The sequence below is a fragment of the Terriglobia bacterium genome, from assembly GCA_032252755.1.
Lineage (GTDB): Bacteria > Acidobacteriota > Terriglobia > Terriglobales > Acidobacteriaceae > JAVUPY01.
In genome coordinates this window covers 1-17,043 of sequence record JAVUPY010000015.1, presented here as the reverse complement: position 1 = coordinate 17,043, position 17,043 = coordinate 1, and the positions used below count along the sequence as shown (strand labels likewise).

The following is a 17,043-nucleotide window of genomic DNA, read 5'->3' as shown; positions in this document are numbered from 1 at the left end:
CGAATGCAAAAGACACCGGAACAGTGGCTGGAAGAAACCACGCCCTCCAAGAAACGTGGGCTCTTTAAACTTTTTCTTGGCTACGCTCCTGGTGTGGGCAAAACCTACAATATGCTCAGCGAGGGCATCCGCCGCCACAGCCGTGGCGAGGACGTCGTCGTTGGTGTCGTTGAAACCCACGGTCGGGCTGGCATTGCAGACTTGGTCAAGCGCCTTGAGATCGTCCCCCGGAAGCAACTGGAGTACAAGGGAGCCACATTCGACGAAATGGATGTGGACGTAATTCTGGCGCGCAAGCCTCAAGTCGCGCTCGTCGATGAACTGGCGCATACCAACATTGATGGCAGTAAGCACCGGAAGCGATACGAAGACGTTCTCGAGTTACTTGATTCCAACATCGATGTGATATCCACGATGAATGTCCAGCACGTTGAGAGTGTTACTCCTCTCGTGGGCCGCATCACGGGAGTTGTCGTGCGCGAGACTGTGCCGGATTGGGTGATGCAGCGTGTCGATGAGGTAGTTCTCACCGACTTGACGCCGCAGGCACTGCAGAACCGGATGAAGCGTGGGGATATCTATCCGGTGGATCGAGCGGAACGGGCGCTGGCGAACTTCTTCCGCCCCGGCAACTTGATCGCGCTCCGTGAAATTGCTTTACAACAAGTGAGCCAGGTTGTGGATCGCAGCCTTGAGTCCTACCTTGAAAAAGAACATGTAGAGCAACGAGCGCCGATAACGGAGAGGTTCGCAGTATGTATCAGTTCGAATCCGGCGGCTCAGTACTTGATGGGCCGGGCAGCACGGATGGCGCAACGGATTGGTGCTGAGTTCTACGTGATCTACATCGATATCGGCGTCGATGACACTCCCGATAATCGTCGTACGCTCAGTGAAAACATCCGGTTCGCCGAGAATCTTGGTGCGCAGATCATAAAGACAAAGGGTGGGAACGTCGCGGAAGAGGTTGCAAAGATTGTGAAGGAAAAGCACATTACGCAAGTTGTGTTTGGCCGTTCAGCAGTGAAAGGATGGAAAAGGTACCTGTACTGGTCGGCAATCCACAGGTTTCTCCGAGACGCGCCCGCCGTTGACGTTCACATAGTAACGCAGGAGCCTCGCTAGATATGGTTGAGAGTTCTGGCCGTCGCAACATCCTCGTGGTTGATGATGAGACCCAGATTACACGCGTGCTGAGAACCACGCTGTCCGGCCATGGGTATACGGTGAGAACGGCCGGGGATGGCGACGAGGCACTCGAAGTAATGCGGGCCTGGTCTCCCGACCTGGTCGTGACGGATCTTTCGATGCCGAACATGGGGGGATTGGAACTGTGCCGGCGCATCCGGGCAAAATCGCAGATCCCGATCATCGTGTTGTCGGTTCGCGGCGAGGAAAAAGTCAAAGTCGAAGCCCTGGATGCGGGGGCCGACGATTACGTGACGAAACCCTTCAACATGAACGAACTGATGGCGCGGGTTCGCGCGGGGTTGCGCCGGGCGGGAATGCCTCAGCCGAGTACGGAGCAAACCACGATTGACGTAGGACATTTCCATATCGATTTTTCCACGCGGCAGGTGCTGGTGCGCGATCGCGAAGTGCGGCTGACGCCCAAGGAATTCGAACTCCTCACCTACCTGGCAAACCATCCCAACAAGGTGATTACCCATCGCGCTTTGCTCAATGCAGTGTGGGGCGCTAACAGCACGGAACAGCCGGAATATCTGCGCGTGTTCATCAATCACCTCCGTAAAAAACTTGATCTCGAAAACGAATCGGCGAAGTACATCGTGACGGAACCATGGGTTGGCTATCGCTTCGAACCGGGCGAAGAACTGGCTTGATTCCCCGCATCGCGCATCTTCACGAACGCTAATCCGGCAAAGTGAAAAGAATCACTGGTTCGGTGCACGCGCTGGTTTTTGCAGTAAGCCTCGCCATTTGTCTGTTTTGATTTGACGAACTTTCCCGCAGAGGTTCCTTGACCAGGCAGCGCACATCTTAATGAAGATTTTATGAACCCTTTATTCGCTCTTTAGAGCGAGTCATCTCTAATCGACTAGGAGCAAGCGAGCGAAGCAGACATAAGCCAAGGAGAAGAGGATGGTAGCAGCGACGATCGTCGGAATCTCGATGATGGCCGTTGCGTTCATGGCTGTCTTCTTCGTGGGGATATGCACTGACGGCAGCCGGATCAAGGTGTGTGAGGTCCTTAAAGTTGACACAGAACGATCCGCACCTTCAGACACTCTGTGGAAGGTCGAGCCAGAATCACCCAGAGTCGACTCGGATGTGAGCTATTCCGCAAACAATGTCCTTACGATGCCCACATCTCGAGCACATGATCGGAGCACACACGCTCGCCCCCGTAAGCCTGCCTGAGCGGCAATTGTTTTATCGAACGTTTTGGCACGAAAGAAACGATGAAAGTATCTCGGCAGCTCACCAGGTCTCCAGCGAAATATGCATTTGGTGCCATCTTCTTCGTGGCTCTAGTCGCACATTCCTTCGCGCAGGAAACAGTTTTCAATGTTCCGAGCGGCGATATTCTCGACAAAGGAAAGGTATACACCGAGTTCGACTTTTCGTATCGCCCTGATGATGCATTCACAACCTACACTCCACGCGTCGTTGTTGGATTCGGGAAGCGCTTCGAGGCTGGGGTCAACATCAACGGACTCGTCGACCCCGGTCCGAGCCATACCACGATCACGCCCGCGCTTAAGTGGAAGCTTTACGACAGTGAGAAGAACGGTATTGCGTTCCTGGTTGGGGATAACCTGTTCATCCCCATGCAGAACAAAACGTTCGATGTGGGAACCTGGACTTATGCCGAGTTCGTGAAGACGTTCAAGACCAAGACACGCGCGACGTTTGGCGGTTATTACGCAAGTGCAAACGTCTTCGATGTAGCGCAGCGCGGAGGTGGCCAATTCGCGGTGGAGCAGAGTATCGGCAAGAAGTTCATTATTGCGGCAGATTGGTTCACCGGGAAGCACGGAGCGGGTTACCTGACGCCCGGCCTCATTCTGAAGCTTACGCCCAAGCTAACCTGGTATGCCGCCTACCAACTGGGCAACACAGGCCTGACCAACGGAAATCACCAGTTCCTGACTGAACTTGGGTGGAATATCAATTAGCGAAATGGCCAAGGATTTTGTTTTATCGGCCGATTCAGCGGCTGACCCGGTGCCGAGGACGCAAGCAAGAACCGTGCTGTCTGTGGACCCTGGAGAGTAAACGTGCAAGATCTACTTTGGATAGTACTGACGGTCGCATTCTTCGTCCTGTCGATTGGGTATGTCCACTTCTGCGATCGCATGAAGTGAGGAGACAGATATGAGCCTCGAAACCATGATCATGCTCGCACTTTGTGCTTTGACGGGCGCTTACCTCGTGTACGCGCTCTTGCGCCCGGAGAAATTCTGAATGACGGCCAACGGATGGTTTCAAATTTTGCTGTTTCTCTCCCTGGTGCTCGCCGTAACCAAGCCGCTCGGCGCATTCATGACTCGCGTGTTCAACCGCGAGCGAACGTTCATGGATCCCGCGCTGCGTCCAATAGAGAAGCTGTTCTATCGCGTGACGCGTGTCGATGAAGATCGCGAGATGCGCTGGACGGAGTATGCGGCCGCGATGTTGTTGTTCAGCGTCGTGTCAATGCTCGTGCTTTACGCAATAGAGCGCCTGCAGTTCTATCTGCCCTTCAATCCACAGCATTTTGGGGCTGTGACTTCCGCGCTCGCGTTTAACACGGCGGCATCGTTCACGACGAACACGAACTGGCAGAACTATAGCGGGGAAGCCACCATGAGCTACTTCACTCAGATGGCCGGTCTCGCGTACCACAACTTCATGTCGGCTGCGGTAGGCATCATCCTCGCGATCGCGTTCATTCGTGGCATCGCGCGCCGTCAGATGAAGACCATCGGTAATTTCTGGGTCGATCTCGTACGCTGCTGCCTCTGGATTCTGTTGCCGCTTTGCGTGGTTGGTGCGCTCGTTCTTGTTTCACAGGGAGTCGTGCAGAACCTCAGGCCGTATGACACTGTGAAACTTGTTCAACCGATGCAGGCACAGAAGACGGATGCCGATGGTAAGCCAATGGTCGGCCCGGACGGTAACCCTGTCATGAAAACCGTAAAGGATCAGACCATTGCTCAAGGTCCTGTAGCTTCGCAGGAGATCATCAAGGAACTTGGCACCAACGGCGGCGGTTTCTTCAATGCGAACAGTGCGCACCCGTTTGAAAATCCCACGCCATTCACGAACCTGTTTGAACTGGTTTCAATATTCGCGATTGGCAGCGGATTGACGTACACGCTGGGAAGAATGACGGGATCGCAAAAGCACGGTTGGGCAGTTTGGTCCGCCATGGCGATTCTCTTCCTGGTGGGAGTGTCGGTAGCTTACTGGGCGGAAGCGCAGGGCAATCCCCTTCTAACCGAAACCGATCAACACGTGAGCGCCCTGCAGGCCGGCGGAAATATGGAAGGCAAAGAGGTCCGCTTTGGCATCGCCAACAGTGCGCTCTGGGCCACTGTTACTACGGACGCGAGCTGCGGGGCCATCAATAGCTGGCATGACTCGTTCACCCCGATTGGCGGCATGGTACCTCTGGTCAACATCATGCTGAGCGAGGTGATCTTCGGCGGAGTGGGCGCCGGCATGTATGGAATGCTGATTTATATCGTGCTCGCCGTCTTCATCGCCGGACTCATGGTAGGACGAACGCCGGAGTATCTCGGAAAGAAAATCGAGTCCTATGACGTAAAAATGGCAATGCTGGTCACGCTGGTGTTTCCAGTCGTGATTCTCGTCTTCTCGGCGATCTCGGTGGTGAAGGGCTTCGGCACATCGAGCATATTGAATCCGGGGCCGCACGGGCTGACGGAAATCTTGTATGCGTTTACGTCGCAGGCCGGCAATAACGGCTCCGCATTTGCCGGGCTAACAACGAACACGCTCTGGTACAACGTCGCGGGCGGGATCACGATGCTGGTCGGCCGCTTCCTGATGATCATTCCGATGCTGGCAATCGCCGGCAATCTCGCGGAAAAGAGGTACGTTCCGCCATCTTCAGGAACATTCCCGGTGACCACACCGTTATTCACAGTACTGCTGATAGGCACGATTGTGATCATCGGCGCACTTACATTCTTCCCGGCCCTTAGCCTTGGACCCATCTTGGAGCACCTGCTCATGGCGGCTGGGAAGACCTTCTAGAGGATTCATATGGCACCCACAACGCAACCACCAATTCTGGCGAACGTCGCAACATTTCGGGTTGGCCACTCGCCCATGAAGCCCTCACAGAAGAAGGCAATCTGGGAATGGAAGATCGTCCGGCGCGCGATTCTCGACGCGTTCGTAAAGCTGAATCCGCGAAAGATGATGGGCAACCCGGTCATGTTCGTCGTTGAAATTGGAAGTGTGATCACCACCACACTTCTGTTCAGGGGTGGACCTGCATTCATCTTCGATTTGCAGATAACGCTTTGGCTGTGGTTTACGGTATTGTTTGCAAATTTCGCGGAAGCTATGGCGGAAGGACGCGGCAAAGCGCAGGCAGATACGCTCCGACGAGCCCGCTCGGAAACAATAGCGAACCGAATTCTTGCGAACGGTCAGGTAGAGCGTGTCCCGAGTTCGAAGCTGAAAGCAAACGATCTTTGCTACGTCTCGGCAGGAGAGTTCATTCCTTCTGACGGCGAAATCATCGAGGGCGTGGCGTCAGTCGATGAATCCGCAATTACGGGAGAATCTGCGCCGGTAATTCGCGAGGCCGGCGGGGATCGTTCAGCCGTGACCGGCGGAACTCGTGTGCTGTCGGATCGAATCAAGGTGAAGATCACCTCTAACCCTGGTGAGACCTTTTTGGACCGCATGATCGCGCTGGTGGAAGGCGCCGAACGACAGAAAACACCGAACGAAATCGCACTCAACATTCTGCTGGCCGGTTTAACAATCATCTTTCTGCTGGCCGTGGTAACACTTCAGCCATTCGCAATCTATTCAGGGTCACCACAGACGGTATTCGTGTTGGTTTCGCTGCTCGTCTGCCTGATTCCGACCACAATTGGAGGGTTGCTTTCCGCAATTGGAATCGCCGGAATGGATCGATTGATTCAGCATAACGTGCTGGCCACGTCCGGACGCGCCGTGGAAGCTGCTGGCGACGTGAATACGTTGTTGTTGGACAAAACTGGGACCATCACTCTCGGTAACCGGCAGGCGTCACGGTTCATTCCGGCGCCGGGCGTCACCGAACAGGAACTGGCGGATGCCGCGCAGCTTTCGTCCTTGGCCGACGAAACTCCCGAGGGTCGCTCGATCGTGGTTCTCGCAAAGGACAAGTACGGTCTGCGCGGCCGGGAATTGGGGGCACACGAAGCCCACTTCGTCCCGTTCAGCGCACAAAGCCGCATGTCCGGCGTTGATCTGAACGGGTTCGAGATTCGGAAAGGTGCGACCGACGCCATTGCAGCTTACGTCTCCCAAAACGGCGGCGCAACGCCCGAGGACCTACGGGCAACGGTCGAGGAAATTTCTCGCGCGGGTGGTACCCCGTTGGTCGTTGCTGAAAGAAAGCGTGGCGCCCTTGGGGTAATCGAGTTGAAAGACATTGTCAAAGGTGGAATGCGGGACCGGTTCGATCAGCTTCGTGCGATCGGGATTCGAACGGTCATGATCACCGGGGACAATCCGCTGACCGCCGCGGCAATCGCGCGTGAAGCTGGCGTGGATGATTTCCTTGCCCAGGCAACCCCCAAGGACAAAATGGAGCTGATCAAAAAAGAACAGGCCGACGGCAAGCTCGTTGCCATGACCGGTGACGGTACCAACGATGCCCCTGCCCTGGCGCAAGCCGACGTCGGCGTCGCGATGAATACCGGCACCCAGGCCGCCAAGGAAGCCGGGAATATGGTCGATCTCGATTCGAACCCGACCAAGCTTATCGAAATAGTTGAAATCGGAAAGCAACTGCTGATGACGCGCGGTTCACTGACTACCTTCTCAATCGCGAATGATGTTGCGAAGTACTTCGCGATTATCCCGGCGATGTTCGCGGGAACTTTTCCGGTACTGAACACTCTGAACATAATGCGCTTGCAGACGCCGCAATCCGCGATTCTCTCCGCCGTGATCTTCAATGCGCTGGTGATCATCTTTCTGATCCCGCTCGCATTGCGGGGAGTCAGATACCGGGCTCTTTCCGCTGCGGCCCTGTTGCGCAGGAACCTGCTGATCTATGGAGCCGGCGGCATCATCGTCCCGTTCATTGGAATCAAGCTGATCGACATGATCATCACTCGCGTGGGTCTTGTGTGAGGAAATTATGCTGAAAAAGAACCTGATCACGGCCGTACTCATGACTATCGCCACTACCATCCTGCTCGGAGTCATTTATCCGCTTGTTGTAACCGGTATTGCGCAGGTTGTATTTCCAGATCAGGCGAATGGACAACTTATCAAGAGAGGCGGACGGCTTGTTGGTTTCAGGATTATCGGCCAGGGATTCTCTGGGCCCGGCTACTTCGATTCGCGACCCTCAGCTGCGGGCAATGGTTACAATGCCGCGAACTCTGGGGGATCGAACCTTGGGCCCACAAATCGGAAACTCATTAATCGTGTGCGTCAGGACGTCACCGAGTTCCAGGCGCAAAATCCGGGCCAACCGGTTCCAATTGATCTCGTAACCACCTCTGCTTCCGGTATTGATCCCAACATCACCCCCGCAGCGGCCGAGTATCAATTGGCCCGCGTTGCGCAACAGCGTGGAATAACTGTCGGTCAATTGAAATCCCTGGTCGCAAAATACACAGAAGGACGCCAGTTCGGGGTCTTGGGCGAGCCGAGAGTGAACCTGCTGGAACTGAATCTGGAACTGGATAAGCGTTTTCCGCTGAACAGGCAGACTGCAGCACACAAGTAGGATGGAGGCCCTGGGCAGAGTCGAACTGCCGACCAACGGTTTAGGAAACCGCTGCTCTATCCATCTGAGCTACAGGGCCATCAGTTAGTAGTCTATTATCGCAGATCAGTTCACGGCACAGCGCCACGAATTAAGTCTCCAGCCCAGCCACCCGCGCTCTCTTACTACCATCTTAACTGTTGATATCGTTTCCGGAGTCCATCATGGCAGATGTTCGAGAACACATTGATAACGATCACGTGATCAGCGTGCTGGAGAAGCTGATCGAGAATTGTCGCGACGGTCAGGCAGGCTACCGCGACGCCGCCACACACGTTAAGAATCCCGAACTGCGTACCCTCTTTAATCAGCTAAGTACGGTCCGCGCAGAATTCGCTGGCGAACTAGAAAATGAAGTTATACGCCTCGGTCATCACGACCCCGATCGCAAGCCCACGACCGCTGGCGCGCTGCATCGCAAATGGATCGACCTGAAATCCGCGATGGGTGCAGGGGACCATTCCATCCTCTCGTCCGTCGAGTCCGGCGAGGATGCACTCATGAAGCTTTACCAGGATGCACTGAATGACAAGCTGCCGCTGGACATCAAGGACATCCTCCGGCGGCAATCAGAACAGGTGACTTCCGACCACGACCGCATCCGAACGTTACGCGATCAAAGCAAAGCTGCTTAAAGCGGAAAGATACACAATAGGCAGCAGCTCAGGAGGGAAGAGACTCAGGAGAGGGGTATTACTGATTATTCGTCGATCTCTGCACGTCCTGGTCGAATCGGAACACATATCTCAGGAGTCCAGCATTGATGATCAGCATCACAGTAGAGCCGATTGCGCTCGGAATCAGAATGCCTGGTTCCCTTGCCAGCAGAGCCTCCATGGAAACGGTCAACAGCCAAAGTTGAACCACAACCGTTGCGGCGACGAAAATCAGAATCGCGGTAAAGAGAGTTGTTCCCTGTTCTCGGATGCTCATTCTAGACCTCCAGCGCGGTGGCGAAGAGTTGATCGCCTCTTTGTTGTAAGCGAACGCGGGGCAGCGGACGCAGAGGCGGCCCAGCGATCGGGCGGCCCTCCTGAACACTGAAGACGCCGTTATGACAGGGGCAATCGAGCGTGTTTGCCTGCCCGTTAAATACGACGGCGCAGGAGAGATGCGTGCAGACCTGCGAATATGCGTGGAGAGTACCGTCAGCCGAGCGCACCGCGATGCACGGGTCGCGGTCCGTCGGATACCGAAACAGAATGTACCCCGCAGCGTCGAGCTTCGCTGCAGAACCGATATAACGTTGTGCGTTCGAACCCCTACGAAGCATTCCCGAGGCGAATGCGGTGAACCAGTTCGCGCCGGCGAGCAGTAACGAACCAAGCGTCAAGAATTTCACCATCTCCCGGCGGCTGACGTAGTGGTCGCCTTCCCATTCAATCGGAAAATCCGTTCGCCACTTCGGCGTCTTCGCGCACCCTGCAAAGGTTTCGCGATTCTTCGTGTCTGTGCTCATCAGACCTCCTCCAACATCAGCGCCACGTCATAGGAATCCTCCGGCAGAGGCGCCGGCGTCGGCGCAATCTGCACCAGATCGATGTTTACCCGTTCCACCTCGCGCGGAACCATCACATGAACCTTGGTCGTTACTTCCTCATTTCCAAACTTCCACGCACTGATCGGAATTCCGCGACGCGTGCGCTGGATCTCTTCCATCGTCGTGTATTTCAGCGCGCCGGAAGGACAGACGGTTGCGCACATCGGCCCTTTGCCGACGCTGGTGCGGTCGTAACACATGTCGCATTTCATCATCTGGTCGATTTCCGCCATGTACTTGGGCACACCAAATGGACACGAGACCACACAATTCGAGCATCCGATACAGCGCGGCTTAAGCGAGCTCTGGACAACCCCGTCGGGAGTCTTCTTGATGGCGTCGGCCGGGCAGACGCGAGCGCAGATCGGATCTTCGCAGTGCATGCAGACTTGAGGAGCGGTCTGCACGCTGTCTCTGCGCTGAATCGTCTCGAGGTGGATCATGCTGGTACCGCGATGCGTATCGCACTCGGCACACGCCTGCAGGCACGCCTGACAGCCAATGCACCGCGAGTAGTCGATGAAGAAAAACCGCTCGCTCATCGAACTCCCCCGGCCTGAACTTCCAACTGCGCAATCGGATCGGTCGGTTGCTCGGTCTTGCTCACCCGTACTGCGCAGATTTTGAATTCCGGAATGTTAGACACGGGATCGATTGCGCGTATCGTGCAGTTGTTTGCCGATCGATCCAGCGGCCAGTGATACGGCACGAAAACGGTATCTGGCCGAATAGTCTTGACCACCTGCGCGCGAACTACGACGTGACCCCGCCGGCTCTCGACCTTAACGAAATCACCGTCTGCAATACCGAGTTTGGCCGCCAATTGCGGGTGCATTTCGCACATCGGCTGGGGATACTGGTCGACCAGTCCTCCGATGCGGCGCGTCTGCGTACCAGACAAAAACTGTGAGACTACGCGACCCGTGGTTAGGATGATTGGATACTCATCGTCGGGCATTTCGGCGGACGGTCGCCACTCAATCGGAATGAAGTGCGCTTTTCCATCCGGATGGACGAACTCTCCACCTTCGTAAAGACGAGGCGTGCCGGGGTGTCCCGGCTCTGGGCATGGCCAGAATATCCCGTTGTTGTCTTCGATACGCTCCCACGTCATGCCGTAATAGTCGGAGATGCCGCCCTTTGATGCGATGCGCAACTCCTCGAAGATATCCTGCGCAGACGAGTAACTGAACTTTTCCGGAACCCCAAGGCGGGCCGCGATGTCGCAGATGATCTTCCAATCTTCACGCGCGCCTTCAGGCGGAGTAACGGCCTTGCGATGACGGATCACCCGTCCTTCAACGTTGGTTGTCGTGCCGTCGTCCTCCTCCATCAGTGAACCAGGGAGGACGATGTCAGCGTATCGCGACGTTTCTGAGAGAAAGAAATCGATGTTGGCGTAGAACTCGAGCCGGCTGAGTGCCTCGCGGGTATAGTTCGCGTCCGGAAGCGAAACCGTTGGATTAAAGCAGATAGAGATGAGTCCTTTGATCTTCCCATCGTGAATGGCTTCCATCAGCGGCACGGCCGAGAGTCCCTTGCCGGGAATCGACTCCTCCGGCACACCCCATACTCCCGCGATGTACTTGCGGTGCTCGGGGTTTGAAATGTCTCGCATTCCCGGCAGTTGGTCGCACTTCTGGCCCTGTTCTCGGGCGCCCTGACCATTCCCTTGCCCGGTGATCATGGCGTAACCGCAGCCCTCGCGCCCAATGCGTCCGCTTGCAATGACGAGATTGATTGCGGCGATGCAGTTGTCCACGCCTTTGGTGTGGTGTTCAATGCCGCGCGCGTGGAGCAGGAAGCTGGTCGGGGCGGGCCCCCAGATTTCGGCCGCCTTCACGATCATCGAGGGCGGCACGCCTGCGATCTTCGCCGCGTATTCAGGCGTGTACTTCTTTACGGTCTCGACCACCTGATCGAAACCGGTCGTATGTTCGGCGATGAACTGCCGATCGATCCAGCCCCGCTCGATCATGATGTGCAGTATTCCGTTGAAGATTCCGATGTCTCCACCGGAGCGAACGGGAATGAACAGGTCCGCATTGCGTGCAATCGGCGTCATGCGCGGATCGAGCACGATTAACTTTCCGCCGTTCTCACGCGCCTGCCAGAGATAATCGGTCGTGATTGGAGCGCAGTCTGCGACGTTTGCTCCCGCAACTAGAATGGCTTTTGCTTTTGGAATATCGCTCCAGGGATTCGCGCTTCGGTCAATCCCGAACACTTTCTTCGAAGCCGCGCCGGCGGAGACCATGCAAAGACGCCCGTTGTAATCAATGTTGGCAGTTCGAAGCGCAACGCGCGCGAACTTTCCCATCAGGTACGCTTTCTCATTTGTGAGCGAGGCACCCGTCAGAAAAGCGAAGGCATCGTTGCCGTAGGCCTGCTGGATGCGCTTGATCTCGCTCACGACGCGGCTCAACGCGGTTTCCCAGTCAATCGGCTCATAGCCTTTGCCTTCCACCCGCTGCAGAGGACTTTTCAGGCGGTCCGGATGCTCATCTTGCATGTAGCGCTTGACACCCTTGGGACACAGCTTGCCCTTGTTAAATGGGAAGTCCTCCCAGGGTTCGAAGCCGATGACCTTGTTGTTGCGGACTCGCAACTCAATTCCGCACTGCTGTCCGCAGAAACAGCAATGCGTTTTCACCAGTTTGTCGTCTTCACCGGTATGCTCCCACCCGCCGGGAGGAACCCGATGCAGGGATGGCCCAAACTCCTTCACGATGCTTGGAATGTCGGTTGGTAGTTTCGCCATATCAGATCCCTCGCAACTCTATGTTCGGCGACTTCCACAATGCGTCTTGTGTTAATGCCAGGTTCTTGCGCCGGCATGCCGGACAGACGTCCTGGTAATGCGTGCCGTCCGCCATCTGATACTTGATTGCGAGCGCAGATTGAACATCCTTCAGGTCATCCATCTGCAACCTGGTTCCATACGGCTGGCCGCAGCGCAGGCAGAGAGCTTCGGCGCCAGCTTCGCCTGCCCGCTTATAGAAATCGACTCCGAGTTGTGCAGGACGCTGGAAGATATGGAAGAACTTGCCGAAGGGCAAGTAGAGCAACGTGATGATCACGGTGACGGCGTGGATTTGCGATAGAACGACATAATGAAGTCCGCGCATCAAGTGCGTGGAAGCCGTGAGAAATAGTCCCGTAATCGATATTGAGAACAGAAGTATCAAAGGCAAGAGATCGCTTGAAAACTGCTGCACCGCCATTGCGCCGTGATCCCGGCCGCGGCGCCACATCGCGAAAAAGATGCCGATGAGCACCATGACCGCCGATATGTCCAGGATGTTGAATGCGAGAGCGGCGACCGGAGTTCCGAGATGGAAGCTGCCCATGTGAATGCCGAACACGAATGCGGTGTAAATGTCCTGCGTGTCGCGCGCAGTTTCGAACCGAATCCATCCGAATGAGAGCGGAAAAGTAACTGCCGCTGCCAGCAGGCATCCCCAGGCTATGAACCAGTGCGCAGTCCAGCGCACCTTCGACCGCCGCTCAATAAAGCGTTGCAGGAGGATGTTGTTCCAGAAGATCTGGCCCAGATGGCCAATGTTGCCAAGGAGTTTCTTCGGCTTGATAAAGATCTGCCATCCGCGATACCAGTACATTCGCGTTGGCGGCCGCCGCAGCCACATGGCATAGCGGTACCCGATGCCAAAGCCGGCGAACACTGTCGCACCGGCGTAGGAGACAAGTGCCGGATCGAAATCGCGCAATCCGCGGCTCCCCACCACGATGCCAGCAATGAGTACGAACGCGACAACCAAGCCCCACACTGTCGCATGTACCGTGTCCGAACCACGTGCTGCAGGAACAGGTTTCATGCGCCTCCTATTACGCCGTCATAACACTTTTTGCTGGTGCGCGTCTTCCAAGGAGTACGGCGAGAGAGATGAGTGCGAATACTCCAAGGAGAACAAAGCCCCACATAAACCCACCGGTTTCTTCCTTAATGAAACCGAGCACCAATGGCGGGAAAAATCCGCCGAGGCCGCCAGCGGCCCCGACCAACCCCGTCACACTCCCCACCGATGCGGGAAAATACTCGGGCAGAAGCTTGAACACTGCTCCATTGCCCAACCCAATGGCGGCTGCCATGCCGAGAGCCCCAATCGTGAAGGTGGAGATCATTGGGCAGGCCAGAAATGCTGCCATCACTGCAACGGCGGGAAACACCCACTTCAGAATCGTACGCCCGCCAATTTTATCTGCCAAGGTGCCGCCGATCGGACGCATCAACGTTGCGAGTACCACGAATCCCGCGGTTCTCATTCCAGCATCCTGCGGAGTCAGCCTGAACGTTTCCGTAAGAAAGATTGGCAGGTAGATGGCCATGGCGACAAATCCACCGAAGGTGAGGAAATAAAACAGGCTGAGTTCCCAGCTCCGAGTGTCATTGAGCGGGCGAATTATCTCGCCGAATGACTTCGCCGCGGTGCGACGAGGTGCGTCCTGTGCGAGCACCACGAAGATAAGGAGCCATACGCTCAGCAGAATCCCGAATGTCCAGAATCCCCAACGCACTCCTGCAGCGGCGGCGATGAAAGGCGAACCAAAGGCAGCAAGCGATTGACCGATATTGCCGGCACCGTAGACGCCAAGTGCGAATCCTTGCTTCTCAGCGGAATACCACCCGCTGACGAATCCGACGCCTACCGAGAAACTCGCGAGTCCAATGCCAATCAACAAACCGTACGCGATCAGGTGGGGGTAATCCTGGACCGATCCCATGAGAAACGCTGGAACAATCGACAGCACCATAACGATGCTGAACACCAAACGTCCGCCAAATCGGTCCGTCAACATACCGAGCGGAATGCGCCCTAAACTTCCCAGTAGTACCGGAACAGCGACGGCAATACTCTTCTGGACCGAACTGAGCTGCATTTGCTTGCTCAGTATTGGCATCATTGCCGACATGGTTCCAAACACAGCAAAGCACAATGCGAATGCCCCTGTGCCGAGCGTCAATTGAAGCTTCGAGGGAGAATCTTGCGACATAGAGTTCCTACAAGGTAAATGTCGGACCCACACTAGACTGCTTTTAGCCAGATTAATCCAAACAGGGCCTCCGCGCACTGAGCGAGGACTTTTGTCACAGCTCGCTTATCTCTAAGCATTGGCTTAAGTACGCAGCGAAGCCGCTCTATGAAACTCACGCAGGTTCGCTCCCGAGAGGACTGTTATTGAGTTATGCAGCGGTTTCTGAGAAGTGCGCCGAGAAGGAATGATGCCTGGCGTCTTTATTCTCGCGATTGGGGAAGGTTGGGTTACCTGGTCAAAGTTCACGCTTGCAATCCGTAACAAACCCAGCCAGCTCGGCTGCGAGTGTCTTCCGGATGCTCGTGGATACAGCCCCCCACACTTTTGAACGGTACAGAGCCGTTCCACTTCATTCCTATTTCTGGCGTGGACGCTATTTTGCCAAGCGCCAATTATGTAGAGAGCCGTTGGTTCCCAAGAAGCGCGGAATCTGCCACTTCAACACGCGCCGCCTGGTATCTTCCTTCAGTTCAACGAGTCCAATTGGATTCCTTGCCCCACCTGCTCGCGACGAAAGGCGCGTCGCGAGCAGGTAGGTATAGAACCGGATCCGAGAATCTATTCGTTCGGTTACTTGATTTGAAGCTTCTCGCCGAACTCATGAAAGCGGAAGCCCCCAGGCGGTGAAAACGGGGTCCCGTCAAGGCTGGTGACGTGAATGGCAACAAAATCTCCAGCATCATCGTCCGTAATAATCTTGCCGTCGCGAACTGTGACGACTTCCTGGGTTTCGATTGTGACGGGCACGCCTTGATCCACGGCGTACATGATCATGCGCAGACGATAACGGTTTTGTGTACCGGGGGCACAGGGGTCGGTATCGCAGACCTCCCACACACCGACGCTGTTGCTCATGGAACCCGGAACAGACTGCGCCTGGTTGACGGTGCCGTCGGCGCTATACACGCGCACGCCGGTGATTCCGGTCTCCTGCACGATCGTCTGCCACATGCCGACGATCTCCTGTTTTGGTTTTTCGCCTGCTGTTGCCGCAGTGGCTACAATCATCAGCGCGATGACGATTACGATGGCTTTACGCATGACACTTCCCCCTCTGTGCGGCCGAAACCGCTTTGTTTGTTGTTCTGCGGGCGCTACAATGCTGCGGCCAGCAGCGTAACTAGAACATTTGTCGGAGTCATGAAGGAGTTCTGAAATCTCCTATGGGCATCGATTCAGTGTCCTGGTACGAGTTTGGGCCGTATCGACTCGACACCGAACAATTGCTTCTTCTGCGGAATGGCGAAAAGCTGCCACTCGCTCCCCGCGCGGTCCACATTCTGAAGCTTTTACTGGAACAGCAGGGCAACGTGGTGACCAAGCCGCATCTGCTGGAACGTGTCTGGCCCGACACCTTCGTGACTGAGGGAATACTTGCGCGTCACATCTGCGACCTGCGCAAAGGACTGGACGGATATGGCGCCGCGATTGAAACGGTTCCGCGGCGCGGCTACCGGTTTACCTCGCCTGCGCAGTTTCGTCGCGAACCCGGTGCCCCGATCGAGGCTCCGCGATCAGTGGCCGTGCTGCCATTCCGGGTTCTCCGCGGTGATCACGCTTATCTCGGCCTCGGATTGTGCGATGCGGTCATCACCCGCCTGGGGCGACTCCGCGACGTGGAGGTGCGGCCCACTAGCGCGGTAGCTGCGTTTACCTCCAGATCTGCTGAGGCTCTTGAGGTTGGTCTGGCGCTGCGAGTGAACTGCGTTCTGGAGGGCACCCTCCGTATACTTGGTACCCGAGTACGTCTGACGCTTCAGCTCGTGGGCATTCCGAGCAACACAACCTTGTGGGCCGGGAAGTTCGATTGCCCTTTTGACGACCTGTTCAAGTTGGAAGACGAGGTGACCGACCAGATTGTCGCCGCACTTGCATTGAACGTTGGTGGGGTCGCGCAGCGAGCTTCCAGGTCCGAGCCGATCCCCAACGCCGAAGCGTACCGCTTGGTGATGCAGGCCAAGTACTTGCGATCGCATCATGCCGGGTCTCAAACCTTGCGCAACGCCGTAGAGGTTCTGGAGCGGGCTCTCACACTTGATCCGGGATACGCCGCGGCGTATGCGGAGTTGGCATTCTGCTACGCTCTCCACCCAATGTTCGGCGCAAGTACGCCGGACGCCGTGCCGCGAGCGAAAGCCGCCGCGCTGAAAGCGCTGGAGTTCGAGCCAGAACAGCAACGCGCTCGTTGGACGCTCGCCTTTATTCAATGGCATTACGACTTCGACTGGCGCTACTCCGAGCCAGAGTTGCGGCGTGTCTTGGCTATCAACCCGCACGATGCCGACGCTTGCCATACCCTGGCCATGCTGCTCGCCGAAACGGGAAGGATTGCGGAGGCCACAAGCACAATCGAGCGAGCCATGCAGTTGGAGCCCACGTCCGCCTTGGTACATGGCAGCGCGGGAATGATCGAATATTTCGCCGGGCGGTATCAACAGGCGGTTGCCCTTTGTCGCAGAGGACTTCAACTCGA

16 protein-coding genes and 1 tRNA gene are annotated in these 17,043 nt (G+C 56.1%); 9 read left to right on the top strand and 8 right to left on the bottom strand.

Annotated elements, in window-relative coordinates; genetic code table 11:
- Positions 1-3 precede the first annotated feature (3 nt).
- From ROO76_02520 to kdpC, 7 genes are all read left to right on the top strand, one after another.
- Positions 4-1,125 (top strand): histidine kinase, encoded by a 1,122-nt coding sequence (locus tag ROO76_02520; GenBank protein ID MDT8067019.1) that lies wholly within the window; start codon positions 4-6, stop codon positions 1,123-1,125.
- 2 nt (positions 1,126-1,127) lie between these two features.
- Positions 1,128-1,844: a response regulator transcription factor gene (locus tag ROO76_02515; GenBank protein ID MDT8067018.1), complete on the top strand. Its 717-nt coding sequence runs from the start codon at positions 1,128-1,130 to the stop codon at positions 1,842-1,844.
- Positions 1,845-2,423: 579 nt separating this feature from the next.
- The gene (locus tag ROO76_02510; protein MDT8067017.1) at positions 2,424-3,140 is read left to right on the top strand and encodes a hypothetical protein; all 717 of its coding nucleotides are present in this window, start codon (positions 2,424-2,426) and stop codon (positions 3,138-3,140) included.
- A gap of 199 nt (positions 3,141-3,339) precedes the next feature.
- On the top strand, positions 3,340-3,429 hold the full coding sequence (kdpF, locus tag ROO76_02505; GenBank protein MDT8067016.1) for a K(+)-transporting ATPase subunit F: 90 nt from the start codon (positions 3,340-3,342) through the stop codon (positions 3,427-3,429).
- The gene (gene kdpA, locus ROO76_02500; protein ID MDT8067015.1) at positions 3,430-5,226 is read left to right on the top strand and encodes a potassium-transporting ATPase subunit KdpA; all 1,797 of its coding nucleotides are present in this window, start codon (positions 3,430-3,432) and stop codon (positions 5,224-5,226) included.
- A 75-nt stretch (positions 5,227-5,301) separates the two neighbouring features.
- Entirely contained in the window at positions 5,302-7,332 is a 2,031-nt protein-coding gene (gene kdpB, locus ROO76_02495) for a potassium-transporting ATPase subunit KdpB (protein MDT8067014.1), read from the top strand.
- A gap of 10 nt (positions 7,333-7,342) precedes the next feature.
- On the top strand, positions 7,343-7,936 hold the full coding sequence (kdpC, locus tag ROO76_02490) for a potassium-transporting ATPase subunit KdpC (protein ID MDT8067013.1): 594 nt from the start codon (positions 7,343-7,345) through the stop codon (positions 7,934-7,936).
- A gap of 2 nt (positions 7,937-7,938) precedes the next feature.
- Here kdpC and ROO76_02485 read toward each other — a convergent pair.
- A tRNA-Arg gene (locus ROO76_02485) sits at positions 7,939-8,015 on the bottom strand.
- A gap of 124 nt (positions 8,016-8,139) precedes the next feature.
- Between ROO76_02485 and ROO76_02480 the strand changes: the two genes are divergently transcribed.
- A complete protein-coding gene (locus ROO76_02480; GenBank protein ID MDT8067012.1) occupies positions 8,140-8,610 on the top strand; it encodes a PA2169 family four-helix-bundle protein in 471 nt (156 codons plus the stop codon).
- 58 nt (positions 8,611-8,668) lie between these two features.
- Here the strand turns inward: ROO76_02480 and ROO76_02475 are convergent, their stop codons facing one another.
- From ROO76_02475 to ROO76_02445, 7 genes are all read right to left on the bottom strand, one after another.
- The gene (locus ROO76_02475) at positions 8,669-8,908 is read right to left on the bottom strand and encodes a DUF6755 family protein (GenBank protein ID MDT8067011.1); all 240 of its coding nucleotides are present in this window, start codon (positions 8,906-8,908) and stop codon (positions 8,669-8,671) included.
- Between the two features lies 1 nt (position 8,909).
- Positions 8,910-9,434 carry a Rieske (2Fe-2S) protein gene (locus tag ROO76_02470; protein ID MDT8067010.1) on the bottom strand — a complete coding sequence of 175 codons (525 nt, stop codon included), beginning with the start codon at positions 9,432-9,434 and terminating at the stop codon, positions 8,910-8,912.
- Positions 9,434-10,057 carry a 4Fe-4S dicluster domain-containing protein gene (locus ROO76_02465; protein MDT8067009.1) on the bottom strand — a complete coding sequence of 208 codons (624 nt, stop codon included), beginning with the start codon at positions 10,055-10,057 and terminating at the stop codon, positions 9,434-9,436. The genes ROO76_02470 and ROO76_02465 overlap by 1 nt, the downstream gene beginning before the upstream one ends.
- Entirely contained in the window at positions 10,054-12,276 is a 2,223-nt protein-coding gene (locus tag ROO76_02460; GenBank protein MDT8067008.1) for a molybdopterin-dependent oxidoreductase, read from the bottom strand. The genes ROO76_02465 and ROO76_02460 overlap by 4 nt, the downstream gene beginning before the upstream one ends.
- Before the next feature lies 1 nt (position 12,277).
- Complete coding sequence (locus ROO76_02455; GenBank protein ID MDT8067007.1) at positions 12,278-13,351, bottom strand: MFS transporter; 1,074 nt, start codon at positions 13,349-13,351, stop codon at positions 12,278-12,280.
- 10 nt (positions 13,352-13,361) lie between these two features.
- Entirely contained in the window at positions 13,362-14,528 is a 1,167-nt protein-coding gene (locus tag ROO76_02450; protein ID MDT8067006.1) for an MFS transporter, read from the bottom strand.
- A 612-nt stretch (positions 14,529-15,140) separates the two neighbouring features.
- Positions 15,141-15,611, bottom strand: a complete 471-nt coding sequence (locus ROO76_02445) for a hypothetical protein (protein MDT8067005.1) — start codon at positions 15,609-15,611, stop codon at positions 15,141-15,143.
- A 122-nt stretch (positions 15,612-15,733) separates the two neighbouring features.
- Here ROO76_02445 and ROO76_02440 point away from each other — a divergent pair.
- The coding region (locus ROO76_02440) for a winged helix-turn-helix domain-containing protein (GenBank protein MDT8067004.1) at positions 15,734-17,043 on the top strand (1,310 nt) is incomplete at its 3' end.

Bases quoted from the DNA above. Each gene is read 5' to 3' on its own strand.
- ROO76_02520 (MDT8067019.1), top strand. From the start codon at position 4: ATGCAAAAGACACCGGAACAGTGGCTGGAAGAAACCACGCCCTCCAAG.
- ROO76_02515 (MDT8067018.1), top strand. From the start codon at position 1,128: ATGGTTGAGAGTTCTGGCCGTCGCAACATCCTCGTGGTTGATGATGAG.
- ROO76_02510 (MDT8067017.1), top strand. From the start codon at position 2,424: ATGAAAGTATCTCGGCAGCTCACCAGGTCTCCAGCGAAATATGCATTT.
- kdpF (MDT8067016.1), top strand. From the start codon at position 3,340: ATGAGCCTCGAAACCATGATCATGCTCGCACTTTGTGCTTTGACGGGC.
- kdpA (MDT8067015.1), top strand. From the start codon at position 3,430: ATGACGGCCAACGGATGGTTTCAAATTTTGCTGTTTCTCTCCCTGGTG.
- kdpB (MDT8067014.1), top strand. From the start codon at position 5,302: ATGAAGCCCTCACAGAAGAAGGCAATCTGGGAATGGAAGATCGTCCGG.
- ROO76_02480 (MDT8067012.1), top strand. From the start codon at position 8,140: ATGGCAGATGTTCGAGAACACATTGATAACGATCACGTGATCAGCGTG.
- ROO76_02475 (MDT8067011.1), bottom strand. From the start codon at position 8,908: ATGAGCATCCGAGAACAGGGAACAACTCTCTTTACCGCGATTCTGATT.
- ROO76_02470 (MDT8067010.1), bottom strand. From the start codon at position 9,434: ATGAGCACAGACACGAAGAATCGCGAAACCTTTGCAGGGTGCGCGAAG.
- ROO76_02465 (MDT8067009.1), bottom strand. From the start codon at position 10,057: ATGAGCGAGCGGTTTTTCTTCATCGACTACTCGCGGTGCATTGGCTGT.
- ROO76_02460 (MDT8067008.1), bottom strand. From the start codon at position 12,276: ATGGCGAAACTACCAACCGACATTCCAAGCATCGTGAAGGAGTTTGGG.
- ROO76_02455 (MDT8067007.1), bottom strand. From the start codon at position 13,351: ATGAAACCTGTTCCTGCAGCACGTGGTTCGGACACGGTACATGCGACA.
- ROO76_02450 (MDT8067006.1), bottom strand. From the start codon at position 14,528: ATGTCGCAAGATTCTCCCTCGAAGCTTCAATTGACGCTCGGCACAGGG.
- ROO76_02445 (MDT8067005.1), bottom strand. From the start codon at position 15,611: ATGCGTAAAGCCATCGTAATCGTCATCGCGCTGATGATTGTAGCCACT.